Source organism: Mycolicibacterium confluentis, from assembly GCF_010729895.1.
Lineage (GTDB): Bacteria > Actinomycetota > Actinomycetes > Mycobacteriales > Mycobacteriaceae > Mycobacterium > Mycobacterium confluentis.
In genome coordinates, this window is record NZ_AP022612.1 from 1,685,586 (window position 1) to 1,710,261 (window position 24,676).

The following is a 24,676-nucleotide window of genomic DNA, read 5'->3' on the forward strand; positions in this document are numbered from 1 at the left end:
TAGTCCACTGGTGGTGCGGATAAAACAATCACGCAGCCTAGCGCCTCGTGAGCGGCGACGCGGGAAATTAGCAAACGCGGATGGCGGATTTCGCAACCTGGATATCCCGGCGCGGAACGCCGCTCTGCGCGTGACAGATCCTGCGCACGTTGTCACATAGCCGCGTTAGTCTCACCCGCGTGGAAACCGGACTGTATGAGTCAGTACTCACGACGCAACTCCGCTCAGCGCTCGCCGCAAGTTCGGGCGTACGCAGTGAGCTGAGCACAGTCGATGAGGCGGATCAGGCGCTGGTCCTCGCCCGTCATCTCAGCCCGCTCATCGAGAGGCAGCTGCGGGCCGCGCGGGGTGCGGAAGAGCGAGCGGGGCTCACCCGGAAGATTCTGGAGGCTCTCGGCGATCCCGAGCTACTCGACCATGAGCCATACCAGGACGAGCCGACGAAGATTCGACGGTTGGACGCCGTCACGGCTGACGCACTGGGTTCGGTTCGGCCACCGCGTCCGGCCACACCGCTGTCGGATGCCGCACTCATGACCAACGCGCGCAACGAACCAACACTCGCCGCCGAGCTGCGCGCAGAGTTGGCCAGCGCCGACCAGGTTGACCTGCTGTGTGCCTTCGTGAAGTGGCACGGACTTCGTCTCCTGGAGCGCGAGCTCACCGAACTGCGCGAGCGCGGAGTCCCGTTGCGTGTCATCACCACGACCTACATCGGTGCTACTGATGCAAAGGCCCTAGACAGGCTCGTCGAGGAATTCGGCGCCGAGGTCCGCGTCAACTACGACACCAACATGACCAGGCTGCACGCGAAGGCGTGGCTCTTGCGGCGTAACACCGGGTTCCACACCGCCTACGTTGGCTCATCCAACCTGTCGCAGTCAGCGTTGGTGGATGGCTTGGAATGGAACGTGCGACTGTCGGCGATCGCAACGCCGCACCTGTTGGATAAGTTCCGCGCGACCTTCGATTCCTACTGGGAGAACCGCGAGTTCGAGAGGTACCGGCCCGCAGAGGACGGGGCGAGGCTGCGCAACGCACTGGAAATCGCATCGGGGAAGAAGCAGCGCGACCCGTTGGCGATCACGCTGTCCGGTTTGGAGGTCACGGCCAAGCCGTACCAAGCCGAGCTGTTGGAGCAGCTCGACGCCGAACGAACGCTGCATAACCGTCACCGCAACCTCATAGTTGCGGCCACCGGCACGGGCAAGACCGTTATTGCCGCGCTGGACTATCGCCAGCTGGCCCGCGAGGTGCACGGGCGGGACCTGAAGCTGCTGTTTGTCGCACACCGCAAGGAGATCCTGACCCAGGCACGCCGGATGTATCAGGAGGTTCTCACCGATCCTACCTTTGGCGAGTTGCTCGTCGGTGGAGACCAACCAACGCAATGGCGTCACGTCTTTGCCAGCATCCAATCGCTGACGGATGGACGCCTTTCCACAATTGAACCCGATCATTTCGACGTCGTTGTGATCGACGAGTTCCACCATGCTGAGGCGCCGTCTTATCGCCGTCTCCTTGACCACATCGCACCTATGGAACTGTTGGGGCTGACCGCCACGCCCGAGCGCGGCGACGGCACCGATGTGCGCGCGTTCTTCGGTGGGCGCGTCGCCGCGGAGTTGAGGCTGTGGGACGCGTTGGAACAGAACCTGTTGTGCCCGTTCCACTACTTCGGGGTGTACGACGGCACCGACCTAGAGAAGCTGGCTTGGCGTCGCGGCGGGTACGACCTCGCCCGGCTGAGCGAGGTGTACACCGCCGACGATGCCCGCACCCGGATCGTGCTCGATCAGCTTCGGGACAAGATCACCGATGTCGGATCGATGCGGGCGCTCGGGTTCTGTGTCAGCGTCGAGCACGCCAGGTACATGGCGGAGAAGTTTGTCGCTGCCGGTATCCCGGCGCGCGCCGTTGTCGGTCTCGACGACAGTGCCGATCGTCGAGAAGCACTGGAGGCCTTGCGTAGCCGCGACATCAACGTGCTGTTCACTGTGGACCTCTTTAACGAGGGTCTGGACATTCCCATGGTGGACACCGTGCTGTTTCTGCGGCCCACCGAGAGTGCGACGGTGTTCCTGCAACAGCTGGGGCGCGGACTGCGGCTGGCGCCGGGCAAGTCGGTGCTGACGGCGTTGGACTTCGTCGGCCATCAACGCAAGGAATTCCGGTTCGATCAGCGATTCCGGGCATTGACAGGATTGGGGCGAAAGCAGCTGGAAAAGGAGATTGAGCACGGGTTCCCGTTCCTGCCGTCGGGCAGTCAAATTGTGCTCGATCCGGTCGCGCAGAAGTTGGTGTTGGAGAACGTGCGTCAGCAGATTTCGCCGAAGAGAACGGCGCTGATCTCCGAAGTGCGGGCGCATCCCAACGATCAGTTGGCCTCGTATCTGGAGGAGTCCGGGCGCGGTATCGAAGACATTCTGCGCACCGACCGGTCGTGGACGACGCTGTGCCGCGCTGCCGGCAAGTTGGGGGAGCAGCCCGATCCTCGGGAGTCTGAACTGCTAAAGCGAGTCAAGGCGCTCGCACATGTCGATGACCGTCGTCGGGCGGAGGCCTATCGGGCGCTGCTCGCCGGCAGCGCTGTTACCGAGCAGCGGCTGGCGGACATGCTGTTCTATTCGCTGTACCCGAACGGTGGGGGATTCGACACTCCCGCAGCGGGACTCGAAGCACTGCGTGGGGAATCGGTAGCGGTGGAGATGCGCCAAGTCGTGGATATTGCGTTCGAAGCCGCGCACCGCAGCACGTATGCGCTCGGGGGCTTGGTGCCCGAATTGGGCGATGTGCCGTTGGCTCTGCACGCCACATACTCACGCGAAGAAATCCTCGCCGGCCTCGGCTGGGTGTCGGACAAGCGGACGCCGTCGACCATGCGGGAGGGGGTGGCCTGGTGTGCGGCGGCCAATGCCGATGCCTTCCTCATCACGCTGAAGAAGTCAGACACCGACTATTCGCCGACCACCATGTATCGCGACTTCGCGCTCAGCGCGGACTTGTTCCACTGGGAATCGCAGTCGACGACCACCTCGGCATCACCGACCGGGCAGCGGTACATCAATCACCGCGAGCGGGGCTCGCACGTTCTGCTGTTCGTGCGGGAGATGAAGACCAACGCGCTCGGTGCGGCGCCGTATATCTTCCTCGGGCCCGCCGACTACGTCTCTCACGAGGGGGAGCGGCCGATGGCGATCACGTGGCGGTTGAGGCGGGCTATGCCGGCGGAGGTGTATCTGGGGGCGCGGGCGGCTGTGGCGTGATTGCGCAGGGTCCTCGTCCACGACAATTACACCGGCGAGTGTGTCGTTGGAGGTATCAGCCCGCGATCGACAACGCGCACGTGTTGCCGGCGCTCGTGGTGCGTTCCCGCGAACTCGTCGAGCGAAATCAGGCAACCCCGATCCATCCACAGACGATGGTCGATAGCCCCTGGCAGTTCGCCGTGGGTTGCGGACTCGAACGCCGCTTCACCCGTTCGTACAGCTTCTTCGACATATTAGCGAGTTGCCCGCGAGACTGGCATCATACTCGGCTAAGCTCGGCCAAACCCGGTCATATCCGGCTCGCCAAGAAGCGGAGGTCCTCATCGTTATGTCTGAGCCCTGGTTGTCGGCTGACGATATCTCCGCCCACCTCGGTGTTACGAAGGACACGGTCTACGCGTGGATTGCCGATAAGGCGATGCCTGCGCACAAGGTCGGCCGTCTCTGGAAATTTCAGGCGAGCGAGGTCGATGAGTGGGTCCGAAGCGGTGGTGCCGAGACGACAGGCGAAGCGAAGTCCCCAGCCTAAGCAGCTTTCAGATCTTGTCGGTCGGTCGAGTTATTTTGATCGACTTGCCACTAGCCGGGAGGGGGAGCCGATGATGACAGCGACTCAGCGATACGCACTTTCGTTCACCAGCGGTTCGCTGCTGACCCAAGAAGCCCTCATCGCTGTACCGATCTACCTTGGCGAACGTGATTGGGCCACGACCCGCGCACGGATCAAAGACGAAAATCTACTTCAGGCCCGTGTGGAGCGATCAAACACCCGCACGCTGGGTGCGCTCATACCGCGGCTGCAAGTGCTCACCGACGCCGAGCTCCAGATCATCGCAGACGGAACATCTACCGAGCGCGGCCACCTGATGTGGGCTGCAGCGTGCCGGCAGTACGACCTGATTGGGGAGTTCGCCGAAGAAGTGTTGCGTGAACGGTTCCTCACCCTGGCGGGCACGGTGACCTATGAGGAGTTCGACTCCTTCTACCGCAGTAAGGCCATATGGCACGACGAACTAAACACGATCACGGACACCTCGTTCAAGAAGATCCGGCAGGTGGTGTTCAAGATGATGGTTGATGCGGGTCTGCTAACCAAGCAGGACTTGATCGAACCAACGTCGCTTTCGGCGCGCGTCGCCGGCTGCCTCAACCGCCGCACCCCCAGCGATGTCCGATTTTTTCCGACGAAGACGGCGTTGTGACAATGTCAAACCGGGTCACCCTGGCGCAGCACGAGGAGCACCTCTTCGAGGTTCTCAAGAGCCAGCGCTTCCTCAAGATGCAGGGCCTCGGCAATGAGGTCGCCCACTTCATCTATGACTACGACCCAACCTGGGCTCTTGACGTCGCGCAGGCGAAGAAGCGCATCAAGACCAAGCTCGAAACCGAAGAGGGCATAAAGGTTTTCGAGATCAACCTTTATGACCTCTGCGTCGAACTTCTGAAGGAACGCAACGTCTGGGATCGCGTCCTCGCGGCCGAGGAATCAATGGACAAGCCCGACTTCCTCAAGATGCTCCAGAACATGCTCGACCCCCAGATGCACCTTGCGCCGGCCATCAAAGCACGCATCAACAGCGAGACATTCCACATCTTGTTCCTCACCGGGGTTGGAGAGGTCTTTCCGTTCGTGCGCTCGCACACCGTGCTCAACAACTTGCAGACCGTCGTCTCTGACCGGCCGATGCTGATGTTCTTCCCTGGCAAGTACGACGTGTCGGCCACTCAGGGTTCGGCGCTCGTTCTGTTTGGCCAACTCAAGGACGACTCCTTCTACCGCGCCAAGCGCATCCTCGACCAGGAAGCATGACTCGATGAAACTCAATGAAATTTTCCTCAAGGACGTCAACCGCTCGATCGAGGGCGTGGTCAAGGCCGACGACGTCGATCACCTCGGCGTGGAGGTCGAGGAGTACGTCTTCACCAACGACGCCGCCAAGGGTGTGGGTCCGCTGCTTGAGGAATACACGAACTACACCAACGCCAACGGTGTATGGATCTCAGGCTTCTTCGGTTCAGGTAAGTCTCATCTTCTGAAGATGCTTGCGCATCTACTCGGAGATGTGGAGGGACAAGCTTTCCCGCGAAGAAAGGTCAGTGACAGCTTCCTTAACAAGACCGACGACGCGATGCTGACCGCTTCGCTTAAGAAGGCCGCAACGATTCCGGCGAAGAGCCTGCTATTCAACATCGACCAGAAGGCGACGCTGATCGCCAAGGACCAGACAGACGCGCTGCTCAAGGTCTTCGTCAAAGTTTTTGACGAGAGCCGCGGCTACTTCGGCAACGACGGTGCCATCGCTCGCTTTGAGGAAGACCTCGACAAGCGCGGCCAATACGAGGCGTTTAAAACAACCTTCCAGAAGCATGCCGGCATCGACTGGGCGCAGGGCCGCGAACAGACGTTCCTTGAAGCCCACCACATCGACACGGCCTTCGCCGAGATCAACGGCGGGGCGAACCCCGGAATCATCGAGCAGTACCAAAAGTCGTATGCCGTGTCGATTGAAGACTTCGCCACTTCTGTAAAGGCATGGATTGACTTGCAGGAGCCCGGTTACCGTCTCAACTTCTTCATCGATGAGGTCGGTCAGTTCATCGCTGACGACGGTAAGCTTAAGCTCAACCTGCAGACCATTGCTGAGTCCCTCAACACAAAATGCAAGGGCCAGTCGTGGGTCTTTGTTACGTCCCAGGAAGACATGGATAAAGTCGTCGGCGACCGAACCAGAGAGCAGGGCCACGACTTCTCCAAGATCCAGGCCCGATTTAGCACCAAGGTGAAGCTCACGAGTCAGGACGTCGAAGAAGTCATTAGCAAGCGCCTGTTGGAGAAGAACGACGCGGGTGCTGCCGAAGTCAAGGCGATCTACGCTAAGGACTCCGCGAACTTCAAGACAATCTTCGACTTTGTCGACGGCGCAAAGACTTACCGCAATTACGTCGACGAGAATCGCTTTGTCAGCACCTATCCCTTCGTGACATATCAGATCCCGATGTTCCAGGCCGCCCTCGAAGGCCTGTCCGATCACAACATGCTTGAGGGAAGGAACAGCTCGGTCGGCGAGCGGTCGATGCTGGGAGTCGTCCAGGACGTTGCCAAACTTATTGGCGGCCAACAGGTGGGATACCTGGCTACCTTTGACCAGATGTTCGCGGGGATCAGCGCAGCCCTGAAATCCGCCGCCCAAAGTGCCATCCTGCAGGCGGAGAAGCACCTTCCCGATCCCACCTCCGACGTGACGATTCTCGCGAACCGCTTGCTCAAGGCACTGTTCCTGGTCAAATACGTCGACACCTTCAAAGCCACACCGCGCAATCTCACCGTGCTCGTCTACGACCGCTTCGGGCTGGACCTCAAATCGTTGGGCGACATGGTGCAGCAAGCGCTCAACCTGCTGGAGACGCAGTCTTACGTTCAGCGCAACGGCAACATCTACGAGTACCTAACGAACGAGGAGCAGGAAATTGAGAAGGAGATCAAGGGCGTCGATATCGACTCGTCCGAGATCTCCAACAAGCTCTTCAAGTACCTCTCGTCCGACATCCTCAAGTCCAACAAGATGAAGTACGCGAAGAACGGCCAGGACTTCACCTTCGGATACAAGCTCGATGACATCGTCCAAGGCAACCAGCGAGAGCTGACCGTCCACTTCATCACCCCAGAGACGAGCTACACCGACGACGAAATCAAAATGCAAAGCGCGGGCAAAGATGAGCTCCGTGTCTTCCTCGGCCGCGACAAGCGGTTGCTCGCCGACCTGCGGCTCTTTGTGAAGACCGAGAAGTACACCAAGCAGCGCACAAACTCCGGAGCCACGCCGTCGATGCTGGCCATCCTCCAATCTAAGCAGTTGGTCAACGCCGACCGAGAGAAGGAACTCATCGAGAGGCTGCGGCAGGCGGTCGGTGACGCGCAGATGATCATCAATGCCTCCGAAGTCACTTCCAGCGCTCAGGAGGCCCTGGCGCGCGTGTCTGACGGGTTCCAGGATCTCGTCAGCCGCACATACACAAGCCTGGGCCTTCTCGGCGGTAAAGCCTTCTCAGAGCAGCAGGTGGCTGGGGCTGTTCAGAATGACCAGGGCTTGTTCGGTGTCGAGAACTTGTCGACATTGACCTCGCCCGGAGCCGAGATGGAGTCGTGGATCATCTCCCAGACCAACCTTGGCGAACAGGTAACAGTCAAGAAAATCGTCGGCCGCTTCGAGTCAAAGCCATACGGCTGGAACCTCGGCTCGATCGAAGTCGTGCTGGGCTGGCTGGTCGGCACCGGAAAGATAGCCCTCAGCATCGATGCCACCCCGGTGGTGCGTACCGAAGTGGCCGCCCTGATAAGAAACACCGCCAAGCAGCAACACACGGTCGCCGCTCCGCAAAAGGCCTACGACGCAACCAAAGTGGCAGCGTTCAAGAAGTTCTGCACGGAATTCTTCGACGAGGGCGCGGTGCCAAGCGACCCCGCGGAACTCGCTCGGTTCGGCAAGGACAAGCTCGCAGCCAAACGTGAGGAACTTAACGCACTCGTCAGCGCCAGCCGGTACCCGTTCGTCAGACAACTCGCTGCAGTCGTAGCGCTTCTAGATCAAGTCACCGGCAAGCCCGTCGACTGGTACCTTGCCGAATTCAACACGGCCGACGAACTCATCGAGGCCAAGGTGGACACAATCGATCCCATCAAGGCCTTCCTCAAAGGGCAGCAGGCCAAGATCTTCGACGAAGCAGTCGGACTGCTTACTGCCAATGCGGGCAACCTCGACTTCCTTCCAGAAGGTAGCGCCGACAATGTCAAGACGCTACTCGCAGACCCGAATGCCTTCCGTGGCAACAAAATGAACCAACTCAAGGCAGCAACGGACGCCCTCAAAAGCCTGCTTGACGACCAAGTAACTGGTGCTCGCACGGCGGTAAAAAGTGCTGTCGAGACCAAGCTTGAAAGTCTGCTGCAGGAACACTTTTTTAAGGCCGCATCGGCAGACGCCCAAACCGCGGCAGTCGACACAGTGAATACGCTTCTGTCGACGCTCGACAGCCAGAATCTCATCGCCGTCGTTCACCAAGCGGGTAGCCAGTTCGAATCCACCACCTATCCGGGACTGATCGACCAACTCACCAAATCCGCCGACACCGGCGGCAAGCCCCAAAAGCCAACGGTCGCCGTCGCCAGCATCAAGGCGCCGGCAGGCCCCGCCATTATCGAAACCGAGTCTGACGTTGACGCCTACCTCGCCGCACTGAGGGTCGCTCTTGTGCAGGCAATCAAAGAGAACCGGATCGCGAACTGATGGAAACCGCACCACTCAAGGCCTTCGCGACGGCAGCCCGTACCGAGCTGATCCGCGAAGTCACCGCACGAATCACGTCCGTCCTCAGCCCAGGATCGCCCGATCGAGTCGAAAGTCCCACGACTGTAGCCAGTCTGGAGAAAGCAGTCGCCGCTGGCGGAGGCGGCGACGAAGGCAAGGCGCACGTGGCAGACAAAGTCGCCTACACCTGGTTCAACCGCATCATTGCCCTGAGATTCATGGACGCCAACGGATACACCGGCATCGGTGTGGTGTCTCCAGCAGCCGATCAAGTCGGCCAACCCGAGGTGCTCGCTGCCGCCAAACGTGAACAGATCGACAAAGAGGTCGTCTCCAACGATCACAACATGGCCGCCATCGCAGGCTTACTCAATGGGACTCGGCAGCCACGCCCGGGGGTGGACGCCCAGTCGGAGGCCTACTCGCTGCTCCTCGCGGCCTATTGCCAGTTCTGGCACAAGGCGATGCCCTTCATGTTTGAGCGCCAGGGTGATTTCACCGAGTTGCTTATCCCAGCCAACTTGTTGGCCGGCGACTCGGTGCTCAATCATTCGGTTGAGGTTCTGACCGAGGACGCATGCAAGGACGTCGAGGTCATCGGCTGGCTCTACCAGTTCTACATTTCGGAGCGCAAAGACGAAGTCTTCGCCGGATTCAAGAAGAACAGGAAGGCTGGCGCGGACGAAATACCCGCCGCTACACAGCTTTTCACTCCGCACTGGATCGTCCGCTACCTCGTCGAGAACTCGCTCGGTCGGCTCTGGATGCTCAACCGGCCGACGTCTGGACTCGTCGATCATATGGACTATTACATCGCCCCGGTGGATGAGGAAACCGACTTCCTCAAGATCGCCAAACCTGAGGAATTGACAGTGATAGACCCAGCCTGCGGCTCGGGCCACATGCTGACCTACGCCTTCGACCTGCTCTACGCGATCTATGAGGAGGAGGGTTACGCTCCGTCCGTAATCCCCGGTCTGATCCTCGCCAACAACCTCTACGGCACAGAGATCGACCCTCGTGCTGGGGCGCTCGCGGCATTCGCGTTGACCATGAAGGCCGTAGCGAAGCGCAAGCTTTTCCTTAAGAACGCGCTCGAGCCGAATGTATGCGTGCTCGAACCGATTTCGTTCGGGCCAGACGAGCTTGACTACCTAGTCACCAGCGATGGGGACCGGCTCGCGGAAGAAGCATTCTGGAATCAGTTTGCCGAGGCTGACACATTTGGATCGCTGATCATGCCAGATCCGGCTCTGATTCCGCGTCTTGCGCGTCACCTAGAGACGCTTGACGATGGTGGCGACCTTTACAAGGCTGATGCGATCGAGCGGGCCGGCCGAGCCATCCGACAGGCTGGGTTCCTCGCGCCGCGTTACTCCGTGGTAGTGGCCAATCCGCCATACATGGGTGGTGGAAACATGAATCCGTCGCTTTCTGCGTTCGCCAAGGTGCACTATCCGGCGAGCAAAGCAGATCTATTTGCGATGTTCATCGAGCGTGCGCTTGCCATAGTCGTCCGGCGCGGACTAGTCGGGATGATCACGATGCAAGCGTGGGCGTTCCTTTCATCCTATGAGAAGTTGCGGAGTGCTGTTCTTGGAGCGTCCAAGATCGAGACCTTCGCGCACCTTGGGGTGGGCGCATTCGACAGCATTGGAGGGGCGGTTGTCTCTACTGCTGCCTTCGTCCTCTCCGAGACGCGTGACGACGCCCACGCCGGGATCTACGTCCGACTGACCGACGGTCGGAACGAAACGGAAAAGAGCGCACTGCTTCGCGACGCAGTCGCTTCACCAGACTGCTCCACGCGCTTCCGCGTCAGACCATCCACCCTCAAGTCGATCCCCAGTAGTCCGCTTGCCTATTGGGTTTCGGATGGCGCGGTGCAGACGATTGTCGATATGGGTCAGCTTGGAGACGTTGCGATGCCCCGAGCGGGACTCCAGACCAATGACAACAATCGCTTCCTACGCCAATGGTGGGAGCCGCCGCTCTCGCGGATTGGGTTCGACATGCCTGACCGGCCGACTGCACTCGCGTCTGGCAAGCGCTGGTTCCCGTGCCAGAAGGGTGGACCCTTCCGGCGCTGGTTTGGCAATCACGATCTAGTCGTCAACTGGGAGTCGGACGGTTCCGAGATCCTAGCTTTGGCGACAGACCTTTACGGGTCACCCACCAGGACAGCCAAGAACATGCAGTTCTACTTTCGTGCGGGCGGGACATGGTCGACCATCTCGGGGAGCTCATTTGCAATGCGATGGAGTCCGACCGGCTTCATCTCAGAGACCAAGGGTTCAACTTGCTTCGCAGATAGCGACGAGTTGATCCGGAATGTTATTGCCTACGCGAACAGCACCGCGGCCGACTACTTCCTCGGGCTGAGCTCACCAACTCTGGACTTCCACGAGGGCCCAGTTGCGAGGCTCCCATTTGAAATCGCTGATGATGAATGCGTAGTCGAGCGCGCTGAGAGGTGCATCGAGATCGCGCAGGCGGACTGGAACTCGCGCGAGGAATCGTGGCAGTTTACTGGGTCTGTGCTTGTCAGCGTGGGCGCTGATTCCCTTAGAGAAGCTTGCACGCGAACCATGCGTGAAGGTAGCGAACGAGCGAGGGAACTTCGTGAACTAGAGATAGCGAACAACGAATACTTCGCAGGAAAATATGGCGTCAAGGACGCAGTAGCCACCGACGTCTCCAGCGCTGAGGTCTCGCTGTTCTGCAACCCGCAGTTCATGTATCGCGCCCTCTCGTCATCAGACGATCGTGAGAAGGCTGCTCGAACACAGCTTGTTACCGACTTCGTATCCTACGCAGTTGGCTGCATGTTCGGGCGCTATAGTCTCGACGAGCCGGGTTTGGTCCTCGCTGGCCAGACCGCAACCCTGCAGGGCTACCTTGACAAGGTCCCCCGTCCAACCTTCGCCCCCGACCAAGACAACGTCATCCCGATCGTGGATGGCGATTGGTTCGAGGACGACATAGTCGGACGGTTCCGCCAGTTTCTCCGAGTTACGTTCGGCGACAAATATTTCGAGGAGAACCTGCGCTTCGTTACGGAGTCTCTCAGCGTAAGGAACCTTCGCGAGTACTTCATCACGAAGGCTGGAAAGTCAAAGTTCTATGACGATCATGTTCAGAGGTACAAGAAGCGTCCGATCTATTGGCTGTTCTCAAGCCCCAAGGGATCGTTCAACGCGCTGATCTACCTACACCGCTACACGCCGTCCACCGCCTCAACAGTGCTGGCGTACCTGCGCGAGTACGTGACCAAGCTTGAATCGAGCCTTCAACAGGCGGAGCGCGCCGGTAACGCCAAGGAAGCAGACCGACTGCGCAAGATTCTCGTCGAACTGAACGAGTACGAGCACGACACGCTCTACCCGAAGGCATCCGAGAACGTTGTCCTCGACCTCGACGACGGTGTGAAGGTGAACTACCCAAAGCTCGGCGGAGCTCTCAGGAAGATCACCGGGTTGGAGTCTTCGGGTGACTGAGCTGAACTCGGTCAAGGACGCCATCAACAACCGACTGGCCGCGCAGCGAGTCGTGTTCTGGCACGACCCTTCCGGCGAGTACGACGCAGACGTTGAAGCGCTCGAACTCGGCGCCGTGAACGTTATTCGAGTGCACAGCAACGAATTTGGCGTAAAGAGCATGATTCTCGCCGATCACGCCACCAAGCATCTCGTCTATCGCTCAGGTGAGACACCACGGGGCGCGGGCAACTGGCTATTGGACCTTGAGTTGGCCTACGGAGTCTTCACCGCAGACAAGACATCCATGCTCCAACAGGAATTCGGGGTTAACGATCCCGCGCTAGCTGCGGTCATCGAGCAACACCAGAATTTCTTCGGCGCCAACTCTCGGAAGCTCGCACTGGCAAAGCTACTTGCCTCAGGCGACGACGCTGCCAAGATGCGCGCCAAGATGTCCCAGGTTCTCGTGAAGTCCTCAGGACACACGCTGACCGACATCATTCGCGAACTCCTCGCCGAGAACGCCGTAAACAAACGGGCCAAACTCGACGACCTCGCGACATTCGGACTCGACCAGTTCCTTTGGGACGGTCTGGCCAAGATTTATAGGTACTCCGGCACCAACCCAACCATCGACGATTTCGTGCTGTGGATGTACAGCCGGGCGATCGAAGACTTCGCATCAGAAACACCCGCCGAGTTCCGAAACATTCGGAATGACTTCAACGGCCTGCGCTACGACATTCGCACCCAGGGCATGATGGCGACGCTCGCCTCCCGGGCGGCCGACGCACTTGACTTGAAGTCAAAGATCGAGCACCGCGACTTCCGAGAACTAGTCCCAGTCACGACCTTCGAGGAAATCGATCGCAAGATCATCGTCGATCTCGCGGCCGCAGTCGTAGCTCAGTCGGTAACACCCCGAGAGGTAGCCGAAACGGTGCGGCAGCGCCAAGACAGCCTCTGGAAAGACAAGTACGCCAAGTTGTACGAGGCGACCCAAAGCGCCTCCGAGCTCCTCGCAGCCATTGCTGCCTTGCCCAACACGATCTCATCGATGGACGCCGGCCTGCAGAAGTACCAGTCCGATTGGTTCCGAATTGACCAGCATTACCGCTGGTTCACATTTGCCTACCAAACCGCAGAATTCCAGAAGCCCCTCGAAGCCCTGAAGGCGGAGGTGGACAAGCAGTATGTCAACAAGTTCCTCCATAACTTCGGCGGATTGTGGCAGCAGGCGCTGGAGCCGACGGACCAGTGGAAGTCCATTTCCCTTGCGCCCCAGAGCAAGTTCTTCGACAATCACGTTGCTCCCATCGTCAAAGACGGCCGCACCAAAGCGGTCGTCATCATCTCGGACGGTATGCGTTATGAGGTCGCTCACGAACTGACTTCCCTGATCCGCAGTGAGGATCGATTCGATGGCTCGCTGTCGGCGGTGCTCGGAGTGCTCCCCAGCTACACCCAGCTCGGCATGGCCGCATTGCTGCCTCAGTCGGCGCTAGAGCTGGACCCAGAGGGACTGCCGGTACTGGCGGACGGGAAGCCCACAAACGGAACTGCAAACCGCGACAAGATATTACAAGCGGTAAAAGGCCATGCCATCTCAGCTGCAGACGTGCTGGCAATGCCCGGTGATGAACTGCGTGACCTCTATAAGCAGCACCAAATCTTCTACGTCTACCACGATCGCATCGACGCGGCCGGCGATAAAGCCGCCACTGAACGCACGGTGTTCCAGGCGGCTGAGGACACCCTGCGCGAATTGGTGCTGCTCGTGAAGAAGTGGACGAACGCCAATGCCGCAAACATCGTGATCACCGCAGATCACGGGTTCCTCTACCAGGACACTCCGCTGGAACAGGCGTACTACGTTTCGGAGCCGCCGCAAGGGGAGGCCATCACCAAGACCAATCGGCGGTATGTACTGGGCAGGTCTCTGAAACCCTCGCCTTCGTTCATGACCTTCACTTCAGCTCAGGCTGGGCTGGTCGGCGACATTGACATCCAGATCCCCAAGTCGATTCACCGAATCCCTCAACCCGGCGCTGGTATTCGATACGTCCACGGTGGCGCGTCGCTGCAGGAGATTGTCGTGCCAGTCATCGCCGTAAACAAGAAGCGCAAGAGCGATATTCGGCCAGTCGAGGTCGACCTCATGCCCGAGACCGACAAGATAACGACTGGCCAGCTCGCGGTCAAGCTGCTTCAGCGCGACGCGGTGACTGACAAAATCCAGCCACGCCAGGTCCGGCTCGGCATCTACGTAGGAGAGACGCCGATCTCGGACCAGCCGGTACTGACCTTTGACAGTTCCTCCGGTGACCAACGCGAGCGGTACCAGTCGGTAACGCTGTACCTCACGCAGGACGCTGACGGTGTCAACAACCGCGCCGTGGAACTGCGGCTTGAAGACCGCATCCCCAACACAAACCAATGGAAGACGTTTTCGAAAGCCAACTACACCATCAAGCGTTCGTTCATGACGGACTTCGACTTCTAGCGGGTGACGACTATGACCGAGCAGACAGACCTAGCCGTAGCGGATGACGACCACTCGGATGGCTTGACCGGCGGGCCCTCTACCGCCCCTCCGGAGAAGTCAGCGCTCGACCAGAAGATCAACGATGTCTTCGGCGGCGCGGTCGTGCGCAAGGACCTTGTGAAGGCCGTCAAAGGCAACGCCATCGTGCCGTCATTCGTGTTGGAGTACCTGCTAGGCCAATACGCTGCTTCCGACGACGAGGCGACCATTCAGTCAGGCATCGAGAGTGTCCGCACGATTCTCGCCGACCACTACGTCCACCGCAATCAAGCTGAACTCGTGAAGTCGCACATCCGCGAAAAAGGCCGTTACCGCGTCATCGACAAGGTCCAGGTCCAGCTCAACGAAAAGGACGACACCTACGAGGCCGAATTTGCAAACCTCGGCATCAAGCAGGTGATCGTCGCGCCGGCGATCATTAAGGCCCACCCCAAGCTGCTGGTCGGCGGCGTCTGGTGCATCTGCGATATCGAATACCAGCACAGTGACAACGCCCGCGTGGTCCCGTGGATCCTGGGCTCCATCAAACCAATCCAGCTCTCCAACTTTGACTTCGACGGTTACGTCGCCTCGCGACGCAAGTTCACGACCGACGAGTGGATCGATCTGCTGATCCAGTCGATCGGGTTCAACCCGGAACTGTTCGGTCGGCGCGCAAAACTCATCCAACTCGTGCGGCTTATCCCATTCGTCGAGCGCAACTACAACCTCGTCGAGTTGGGTCCCAAGGGCACAGGCAAGTCGCACATCTTCTCTGAGTTCTCGCCGCACGGCATGCTGATTTCCGGTGGAGAGATCACCGTCGCTAAGCTGTTCGTGAATAACTCAAACGGACGTCTCGGGCTGGTTGGTTACTGGGATGTGGTGGCATTCGACGAGTTCGCCGGCAAGAAGAAGCGCACCGACAAGGCGCTCGTTGACATCATGAAGAACTACATGGCCAACAAATCGTTCTCCCGTGGTGTCGAAACTCTGGGTGCCGAAGCGTCCATGGTGTTCGTGGGCAACACATCCCACAATGTGCCCTACATGCTCAAGCACTCGGATCTCTTCGATGAACTCCCCGAGAGCTACCACGACTCGGCTTACCTCGACCGCCTGCACTTCTATATCCCCGGATGGGAGGTCGACACCATCCGGGGTGAGATGTTCTCCGAGGGATATGGTTTCGTCGTCGACTACATCGCCGAAGTACTCAAGTCCATGCGTGACTCGGACTTCTCCGACCGCTACCAGCAGCACTTCACACTCGGCTCCGATATCTCGACACGCGATCGAGACGGCATCCACAAAACGTTCTCCGGTCTGATGAAGATCCTTCACCCACATGGCGAGGCGACTACCGACGAGGTCGAGGAGATCCTGCGGTTCGCTGTCGAGGGTCGCAAACGTGTCAAAGATCAGATCCTCCGCATCGATTCCACCATGGCTGACGTCAAATTCGGTTATCTCAACAAGGACGACGAATGGCGTTCTGTCACAACGCTAGAAGAGGACGAATACCCGGATTACTACCACCAGCGCCAGCGAACGGACGATGAATCGGGCGGTTCCTCGGACGGTGAGGAACGCATGCCTGCCGTCGCTCCGATCATTAATGAACCCCCGAAACCCGAGCCACTGTTCGAGGGGCATCGAGAGTTCCAGGAGCACCAGCGTGGCGTCTCTTACGAAAATCTGCTGCTGCCTTATCTTCGCGGGGCCACAGATATCACCATCGTCGACCCCTACATTCGCGCGCCGCACCAGGGCCGCAACCTCGTCGACCTTCTTGCCGTGCTGGCTTCCGCAAAGGACCCCGCCGACGAGATCGCCGTCATGCTGGTGACCAAGGAGGACAAACCTGAGTACCAGCAGCAACAGCTGTTGATGCTCAAGACCATTCAAGATGGCGCTGCCTCGGTCGGAATAAAGTTCAATGTCCAGTGGGACGAGTCTATCCACGACAGATCTATACGAGCAGACAACGGCTGGAAGATCCTCCTCGGCCGAGGTCTCGACATCTTCCAGAAAGGCTCGGGCAGCCAGTTCGACATCGGCTCCCGCCGTCAGGAGTTCAGGCAGGTCGTCGCCTTCGGAGTAACCTACATCCGGGAGCCTGGCTCATGACTTAAACCACGCATGTATCCGTAATTGCTTTCTAACCCGTGAAAGGACGCCAAATGGCGCTGCCGGCAGTCGAATTCAGATACCTCGATCAGATCCATTCTCCCTTCAGTGGAATCCCGGCCGGGTTGGATGATGAAGGCGTAAACCACGAAGACCCCACACTATTGTTCGTCTATTGCGGGGACGTCTCCGAATGGTCCTACGTCAGCCCGCGCTTTCCGAGCGAATTCACGAGGTTCATTGACAATGTGGAAGTCGATGAAGTCGCCCAGAGCCTGGATATCGATGGAGCAGTCCTACTTGTCGTGGACACCGACTGGAACGGCATTGACTACTACGCTTTTGCTCCTGCAGATAGCGAGATCAGATTCTCCGAGGGTGTTCAGTTCGCAGGCAATGCGATCGAGTAGCCGCATGCTGCGCTTGATCCATTGACGATTTCCGGCTCATGCTCAGTCGGAGACCGGGGGGTAGCTTCCAAGGGCGAACCTGCGAAGCCCGGCGAGATCCTCGATTTGGCGCTGCGTTGAGGAATGTCTCATGTAGTCGCAAACTACAGCGGGGGATTCCGACAAACCCGTTTCGGCGAGGCAATCCGTGAGCAGGGACGCGTTCTGTCGGTGCCCTCTGTCATCCTGGTCGGCTCGCCTCCGCCGCACACGACCTGACGGATGGGATTCCTGGATGACCGACTGCCCTAGATTGACGCCCGCCCAAACCCTAGCTGCGCTAATCTTCGCCAGTACGAAACACAGCAAATTGGCGTGCGCGAAGATATTCATGGGGGTCCGCGGCGGTATGTCTGACGTTGTCGCGCGGGGTCCGCGCCGGCCGTCCGGAAAGACGCCACCTGTCCAGAATCCGCAAGCCGCCCCGAATGCCGAGGTGTGAAAAGTGAACAACGTGGACCGTCATCAACTCATCGGTCAGACGCTGACGACGCTGGCTGCCGGCCTGTCCCCGTTCGTGTCGCAGGTGCTCAACCGCGCCGTTCCGCCCGGCACCGACTGGTCCGAGCTGCTGCGAGCAAAAGATGCGCAAAACGGCCGAGGCGGCGGCGAGTACCGGAACGGCGACATTGCTCTCATGCTGCGCGCCATGACCGAGCGGCTCGGCGACCTCGGCTACCCGTTCAACCGCGCGATGCCGCGGCAAGCCGAGATCTACGCCAAAGAGCTGCGCGAGGTCCGCAACAAGTGGGCACACACCGGTGAGTTCACCGACGCCGAAACCTACCGGGCCGTCGACTCCGCCGAACTCCTACTACGGGCCGTCGGCGCCGCCGACGTCGCCGAACGAGTCCACCACCTCAAGGCCGCGGTCGCCCCGAGCGCGGCCGCGCCGGCACCGCAGCCGGCGCCCGCGCGGCCCGCACCCGCCACGACTCCGGCACCGAAACCCGTGCCGCCCGCCGACGCCCCGCGCATCGACATCTCCGCGATCGCCGACCTCAGTTACGCGATGGCGCACTGCCGCATCCCGGTCATCGACCACATCACCGTCGACAACACCGGAGGCGACCGCCAGGGCGCCGTCCTCGAAGTCGACGTCGTCAGCGCCGAGGGCTCGCACGGCGGCCCCGCCGAGATCCATCTCGACCTGTTGGCGCATCAGCCGACCACGCTGCAGACCGTCGACCTCAAACTCGACCCGGCCTCGATGTGGCGCGTCGACGAAGCCCGTCCCGGCGACATCCGCGTCGTGCTGCGCGACAGCGCCGGCGAGGTCCTCGCCGAGGCCGCCAAGGAGGTCACCATCCTGGCGGCCAACCAGTGGAAGGCCACCCCGCCGCAACTTGCCCTGGAGATCCTGGCCGCCTACATCCAGCCCAACGCCGCCGCCATCGCCCCGCTGCTGGTCGAGGTCTCCGACCGGCTCGGCGCGGCGACCGGCAACTCCTCGATCGATGGCTACCAGAGCGAGAACCCGGAACGCGTCGACGCCATCGTCCGCGCGGTCTTCGACGCGGTGAAGGCCCGCGACATCCGCTACGCCGAGCCGCCCGCCAGTTGGGGTGACATCGGGCAGAAGGTCCGCACGCCCGCCGAGGTGTTCGACGGCCGCCTCGGCACCTGCCTGGACACCACGCTGGCGCTGGCCGCGGTACTGGAACAGTGCGGCATCAACTCGACCATCTGGCTGCTGCGCGAGCACGCATTCCTCGGCTACTGGCGCATCGACGGTGCGCTGGCCTCCGTGTCGACCACCGAACCCGCCGAGGTGGTCAACCAGGTCGACCTCAAGAGCATCGGGCTCATCGAAACCACCCTCGTGACGCAGTCGGTGCCCGACGCGACCTTCGACGACGCCCGGCGCGCACCGCGCATCCAGCACCTCGCCGAGGACCTGACCAACATCCTCGGCATCACCGATGTGCGACAGGCGCGGCGGTCTCGCATCTTCCCGCTGCCCAGCCGCAGCACCGACGCCGACGGTAACGTCGTCATCTCCGAGTACAAGCCCGGCGACGGACCGGTGTTCCAACCGTACGAGGCCACCGAGTCGAAGCCGGCGGCCACGGCCGAGGTCGTGCCGGCGCGGGTCCGCCAGTGGAAGAACGCGCTTCTGGATCTGAGCCTGCGCAACAAGCTGATCAACTACACGGACCGCGCCGGCTACCGCCTCGAAGTTCCCGGCCCGGCGCTCGGCCGCTTCGAAGACGCCGTCAACGCCGGCGCGCGGGTCAACCTGCTCGGTTCCGACGAAGTGCAGAACGTCGATGTCGCCCGCGGGATGCGGTTCGGCCGCGACCTGCCCGAGGCCGAACGCGAGCTGCTGCTCGCCGACAAACACAGTGCTTACATCGACATCACCGCAGCGTCCTACAAGAACAAGCTGAGATACCTTGCGAACAAGGCGAAGACCATCCGGGAGGAAACCGGCGCCAACAACCTTTACCTGGCGTTCGGGATGCTCAGCTGGCACCTGAACGACCGGCCGCTGCGCTCACCCCTGGTGCTGGTCCCGGTGTCGCTGACCACTACCAACCGCGGTGAACGCTATCTGCTCACCATCGACGACACCGGCGCCTCGACACCGAACTACTGCCTCATCGAGAAGCTGCGCACCGCACTCGGGTTGGAGATACCGGGGCTGGCACAGCCTGATGAGGACGCCTCCGGTATCGACCTGGTGGCCACCTTCGACGCGGTTCGTCGCGCCGTCGCCGAGGCCAAGCTGCCCTTCCTGGTCGAAGACAGTGTGCACCTGTCGATCCTGCAGTTCGCCAAGTTCCCGCTGTGGAAGGACCTCGACGAATCTTGGAAGGCGCTGTCCGGCAACAGCTTGGTGCGCCACCTGCTGGAGAGCCCGCAGAACCCGTATGTCGACCCGGTCACCGAGCTACCCCACACCGACCTCAACGAGCTGAGCACCGCGGTGCCGGTGCCCGCCGATGCGTCCCAGTTGCGGGCCGTCGCCGACGCCGTCGGCGGGCGGACCTTCGTCCTGGAGGGCCCGCCGGGAACCGGTAAGTCGCAGACCATCACCAACCTGCTGGCCCACGCCATGGCCAGCGGACGCCGGGTCCTGTTCGTCGCCGAGAAGCGCGCGGCGTTGGACGTGGTGAAGAAGCGGCTGGAAGGTGTCGGTCTGGGGGACCTGTCGCTGGACATCCACGACAAGTCCGCGCGTCCGGCCGCCGTGCGCGCTCAGATCAAACATGCGCTGGAACTGCGGATGAGCCACGACGCGGATCTGCTGCGCACCAAGCTGCAGGTCGCCGAGTCCAGCCGGCACAGCCTGGCCCGCTACGCCGACCGGCTGCACGAGGTCAACGCCGTCGGCCAATCCCTGTACACCGCAAGGTCCTTCGAGCTGGCCGCCGATCAGGACATCGCGCCGCTGGTGGTGCCGCGCAGCCTGATCACCAGCGCCGACCCGGCCCTTTTCGACGCGGTGGCGCAGGTTCTGCGCACCCTGCCGGAGAAGTTCGACGACGCCCGCCCGAGCCCGGATCACCCGTGGGCCTTCATCGATGCGGTCCCGCCGAGCGGTCTGGATCCCGCACGGATCCACGCCGCCGCGGTCGCTTTCGACACCGCCCTCGCCGAGCTGCACGGCTTCGGTATCACCGCCGACGTCCTCGGCCGGTGCCACACCCCGGAAGCCGTAGACGGTTGGGCGCGGCTGGCCGGGGAACCGCGTTACCCGTTGTCGGCGGTCGATGCCTTGCACACCGCCGAGTGGCAGACCTACATCGTCGGGATCGAACAGGTCCTCGCGGGCCTGCAGCAGAAGCCGGGGTGGCTGGCGACCGTGACGCCGGCGGCCATGGACCTCGACATCCCGGCCATTCACGCGGCGGCCGTCGCGGCCGACGAGTCGGGGATGTTCGGCCGCAAGAAGCGCCGCCGCGCGGTGCTGGCCCAGTTCACCGACGTCCTCGCCGTCGACCCGGCCGAGGTCAAACTCAAGACCCTGTCGGCACTGACCGCGGACCTGCAGACCAGCCACGCCGTGGTCGCGGATCTGCGGCAGCGGGCCGCCGCGCTGCCCGCCGTGCTGTTCGACCGGCCGTGGAACCCGTTCGTGGACGCCGACGCGGCGCACCTGGCGCAGGCGTTGGCGGCGCTACGCCGCCTCGGCCAGACACTGTCCGCCAACCCCGCCGACCCGCACATCGCCGACCTGCGAAAGTTCTACAGCGACACCGCCGCCGGAACGTGCGCAGCCACCCTGCAGGCGCTGGCGACGGGATGGCGCCAGCTCACCGAGATCACCGACAGCGCCGCAACCCAACGCGTCTGGGCCGGTGACGGATCGTTCATCCGACGGTGGTGGGCGACCCGCGGCACCCGCCGGATCGAGTCGGCGGTGACCATCGAACGGTGGGTCGCCCTGCTGCAGCACATCGACCCCCTGCTGCGCGCCGAGATGGGCGAGGCGCGCCGCGACATCCTGGCCGGCCGGATCGTGGCCGAGGACGCCAGCCTGGCGTTCGACCGCGGTGTCGCGGTCGCGTCCGTGGCCGAACGCCTAGAGGCCAGCGGATTGACCGACTTCGATGTCACCGCGCACGGCAAGGCGATTGAGCGGTTCACCACCAGCGCATCGGCGATCCGCGACGAACTGTGCCGATCGATCCCGGCCCGGCTGCTGGAGGGGCGGACCTTCGACGCCTTCACCGAGAGCGGCCAGATCGGCCTGTTGAAGCGGCAGTTGGACAAGAAACGCGGCGGCATGAGCGTGCGCGCGTTGATGGAGAACTTCGGGGAGCTGATCACGCAGATCCTGCCGTGCATGCTGATGAGCCCGGATTCGGTGGCCCGGTTCTTCCCGGCGCACGCCGACATCTTCGACATCGTAGTGTTCGACGAGGCGTCCCAGATTCGCGTCGCCGACGCCATCGGCGCGATGGGGCGGGCCAAATCGGTTGTGGTGGTGGGTGACAGCAAGCAGATGCCGCCGACCAGCTTTGCCGAGGCCAGCGCGGGCGTGGACGACGGTGAGGAGGACGCCAACCCCGAGGTGGTGGCCGATGAAGAATCGATCCTCAGCGAATGCGTGCAGTCGCTGGTGCCCCAGCAATGGTTGTCCTGGCACTACCGCAGCCAGGACGAGGCGTTGATCGCGTTCAGCAACATCCACTACTACAACGGCCGGCTGGCGTCCTTCCCGGCGCCGCTGGCTCCCGCATCGGGGCACGGCATCTCGCTGATCCGGGTCGACGGACAGTTCGAACGATCCGGTCGGGGAAAGACACTGCGGACCAATCGGGTGGAGGCCGAGCGCATCGTCGCCGACATCCGCGCCCGCTTCGACGCGTCACCCGAGGTCGCGCCGTCCATCGGGGTGATCACCTTCAACGCGCAACAGCGCGACTTCATCGAGAATCTGTTGCGCGATGCCGGTGATGACCGGCTGCTGCAGGCCCTCGACGAGCCGGACGGTCTGTTCGTCAAGAACCTGGAGAACGTCCAGGGCGACGAGCGCGACACCATCCTGTTCTCGGTGGCATTCAGCAAGAACGACAAGGGCGTGGTGCCGCTGAACTTCGGTCCGCTGTCCAGGCCGGGTGGCGAGCGTCGCCTGAACGTGGCGATCACCCGCGCGCGCCGTGAGGTGGTGCTGTACGCCAGCTTCGACCCCGCGGATCTGCGCGCCGAGGAAACCACGCAGGTCGGCACGAAGCATCTGCGCGCCTACCTGGATCTGGCACACCGCGGTGTGGACACCATCACCCAGGGTGGTCGCCGCAATGCGGTGATCGACCGGCACCGCGACGACATCGCCGCGGCGCTGCGGGCCGAAGGGTTCGACGTGAAGGCGGACATCGGGCTGTCGGATTTCCGTGTCGACCTGGTGATCGCCGATCCGCAGGAACCCGATCACCCGTTGGTGGCGGTGCTGCTGGACGGCCCGGAATGGTTCGGACGGCGGACCGTCGCCGACCGCGATGGCCTTCCGGTCGAAGTGCTCTCCAAGCTGCTGCATTGGCCTGGGGTGGAACGGGTGTGGCTGCCCGAATGGCTGGGGGATCGCGACGCGACCGTCGCGCGGCTGCGGGAATCGGTGGCCGCAGCCAAACAACGAAGGTTGGAACCGCCAGCCGCGGAGGTCCCGGTTCCTCCATCACCGGTGGTGCAACCGGTGATGGAGGAGACCCTCGCATTCCGGTCGGCCCCCGCGGCGTCGACGCCCACGCTGCCGCGGCGCCACGCCAACCTCACCGACTTCAGTCCGTGGAATCCGGTGGTGATCGGCAGCATCAGCGTGCTCGATGAGATTCACACCAACTACAACCGGGCGCATGTGGTGAAGATCGTCGAGTCGATCATCGGCGCCGAGGGACCGGTGCACCGGGATCGGCTGGCCAAGTTGGTGGCCGGTGCATTCAGCTTGGGCAAGGTCAGTGAGGCGCGGCGGACAGCGATTCAGCGCGTGGTCCCAGCCGAATACCTGCGGGGCGACGATCGCGACTTCTACTGGCCCACCGGTGTGGAACCTGCTTCCTGGCAGACGGTTCGGACCTCGAAGCGAGGGGAGGGCCGCCCGCTGGGCGAGATCAGCCTGGTCGAGATCGGCAACGCGATGCGTGTGGTGGCCGAACAGGCCGGCGGTAGTGCCGTCGATGATCTTAAGCGTGACGCGTTGGCGCTCTTCGGTGGCATCCGCATCACGAAGGACATCGGTGCCCGGCTGGACGAAGCGCTCGAACGTGCGCTTGCCGTCGGCGTGCTCCGGCAATCCCCATCCGGGATCGTGACCCTCGGATCGGCATGAGCGCAGCCGAATTCGAGGACGAACTCTTCGACCGGATTGCGGACGTGGTCGGCCCTGGCACGGCGATCCTCACGCTGTCGACCAAGAACCTCAACAGGGTTGCCGGGGTGGACCGCAAAGGCGTGTGGGTGGAAACCGAACGCTCGATGGGACTGGGATCGGGGCCGCAGTTGGTGCCGGCATGGATGATCGCCGTGGCATGGGAGCGATTGTGCGACAAGGGGGAGTTGGCTCAGCAGGACCTGCTCAACGAGCTGAACGTCAAGCGGTCGGCGTTCGTGTGTGCGCTGTTGGCGAAGCTTCCGGAGGTTCGGATTCGGTCGACTAAGCCCACGATTCTCGAGCTACAGGGACTGTCTGAATGACAGAGTTCACTAGCCGCAGCATAGGAGAGTTAATGGACCTGTCACCACTTCCATTTGCGCTAACTCCTGTAGGTGCGGTCACTAGTGGCTGGGATATAGCGGTGGGGGAAGCCTCCGAGGTCGATCGGAACCAGGCGGCAGAGAATGCATTGCTTCGTCACGTCCACCATGTCTTTGCTGAGCGGCGTTTTGAATTTCGAGCCGCTGTTAGTAGACCGGGCGTTGCGGTGGAAGCCACGACAAGGAGACCTCCAATCCTGTGCTGCGTCATATCGATGGTGCGTTCCGAAACCACGCGCGAACAACACTTCACCTACAGGAACATCCAGGTAGCGGCGATTTAGTTCAGTGCAGCAAGCAGGCTTTCGGCCAAGTCTGA

General features: G+C 61.6%; 11 protein-coding genes. All 11 read left to right on the forward strand.

What is annotated here, in order from left to right; all coding sequences use genetic code 11:
* Nucleotides 1–179: 179 nt before the first annotated feature.
* The 11 genes from G6N34_RS07850 to G6N34_RS07900 all read left to right on the forward strand — a co-directional run bounded on the left by G6N34_RS07850 (nucleotide 180) and on the right by G6N34_RS07900 (nucleotide 24,297).
* Nucleotides 180–3,266, forward strand: a complete 3,087-nt coding sequence (locus G6N34_RS07850) for a DEAD/DEAH box helicase (protein ID WP_085152399.1) — start codon at nucleotides 180–182, stop codon at nucleotides 3,264–3,266.
* A 331-nt stretch (nucleotides 3,267–3,597) separates the two neighbouring features.
* Entirely contained in the window at nucleotides 3,598–3,798 is a 201-nt protein-coding gene (locus G6N34_RS07855) for a helix-turn-helix domain-containing protein (protein ID WP_073697997.1), read from the forward strand.
* 70 nt (nucleotides 3,799–3,868) lie between these two features.
* Nucleotides 3,869–4,471, forward strand: a complete 603-nt coding sequence (locus G6N34_RS07860) for a DUF1819 family protein (protein WP_109788519.1) — start codon at nucleotides 3,869–3,871, stop codon at nucleotides 4,469–4,471.
* A 2-nt stretch (nucleotides 4,472–4,473) separates the two neighbouring features.
* Entirely contained in the window at nucleotides 4,474–5,079 is a 606-nt protein-coding gene (locus tag G6N34_RS07865) for a DUF1788 domain-containing protein (RefSeq protein ID WP_085152400.1), read from the forward strand.
* Between the two features lie 4 nt (nucleotides 5,080–5,083).
* Complete coding sequence (gene brxC / locus G6N34_RS07870; RefSeq protein ID WP_085152401.1) at nucleotides 5,084–8,554, forward strand: BREX system P-loop protein BrxC; 3,471 nt, start codon at nucleotides 5,084–5,086, stop codon at nucleotides 8,552–8,554.
* Nucleotides 8,554–12,072 carry a BREX-1 system adenine-specific DNA-methyltransferase PglX gene (pglX, locus tag G6N34_RS07875; RefSeq protein ID WP_085152402.1) on the forward strand — a complete coding sequence of 1,173 codons (3,519 nt, stop codon included), beginning with the start codon at nucleotides 8,554–8,556 and terminating at the stop codon, nucleotides 12,070–12,072. The genes brxC and pglX overlap by 1 nt, the downstream gene beginning before the upstream one ends.
* Entirely contained in the window at nucleotides 12,065–14,557 is a 2,493-nt protein-coding gene (gene pglZ / locus G6N34_RS07880) for a BREX-1 system phosphatase PglZ type A (RefSeq protein ID WP_085152403.1), read from the forward strand. Before pglX ends, pglZ begins: the two co-directional genes overlap by 8 nt.
* A gap of 12 nt (nucleotides 14,558–14,569) precedes the next feature.
* Nucleotides 14,570–16,708 carry a BREX system Lon protease-like protein BrxL gene (gene brxL / locus G6N34_RS07885; protein ID WP_085152404.1) on the forward strand — a complete coding sequence of 713 codons (2,139 nt, stop codon included), beginning with the start codon at nucleotides 14,570–14,572 and terminating at the stop codon, nucleotides 16,706–16,708.
* A 53-nt stretch (nucleotides 16,709–16,761) separates the two neighbouring features.
* Nucleotides 16,762–17,118, forward strand: coding sequence for a hypothetical protein (locus tag G6N34_RS07890; protein WP_085152405.1), 357 nt, complete (start codon nucleotides 16,762–16,764; stop codon nucleotides 17,116–17,118).
* A gap of 484 nt (nucleotides 17,119–17,602) precedes the next feature.
* Entirely contained in the window at nucleotides 17,603–23,932 is a 6,330-nt protein-coding gene (locus G6N34_RS07895) for an anti-phage protein ProA (protein ID WP_085152406.1), read from the forward strand.
* Nucleotides 23,929–24,297 carry a hypothetical protein gene (locus G6N34_RS07900; protein WP_085152407.1) on the forward strand — a complete coding sequence of 123 codons (369 nt, stop codon included), beginning with the start codon at nucleotides 23,929–23,931 and terminating at the stop codon, nucleotides 24,295–24,297. Before G6N34_RS07895 ends, G6N34_RS07900 begins: the two co-directional genes overlap by 4 nt.
* Nucleotides 24,298–24,676 lie beyond the last annotated feature (379 nt).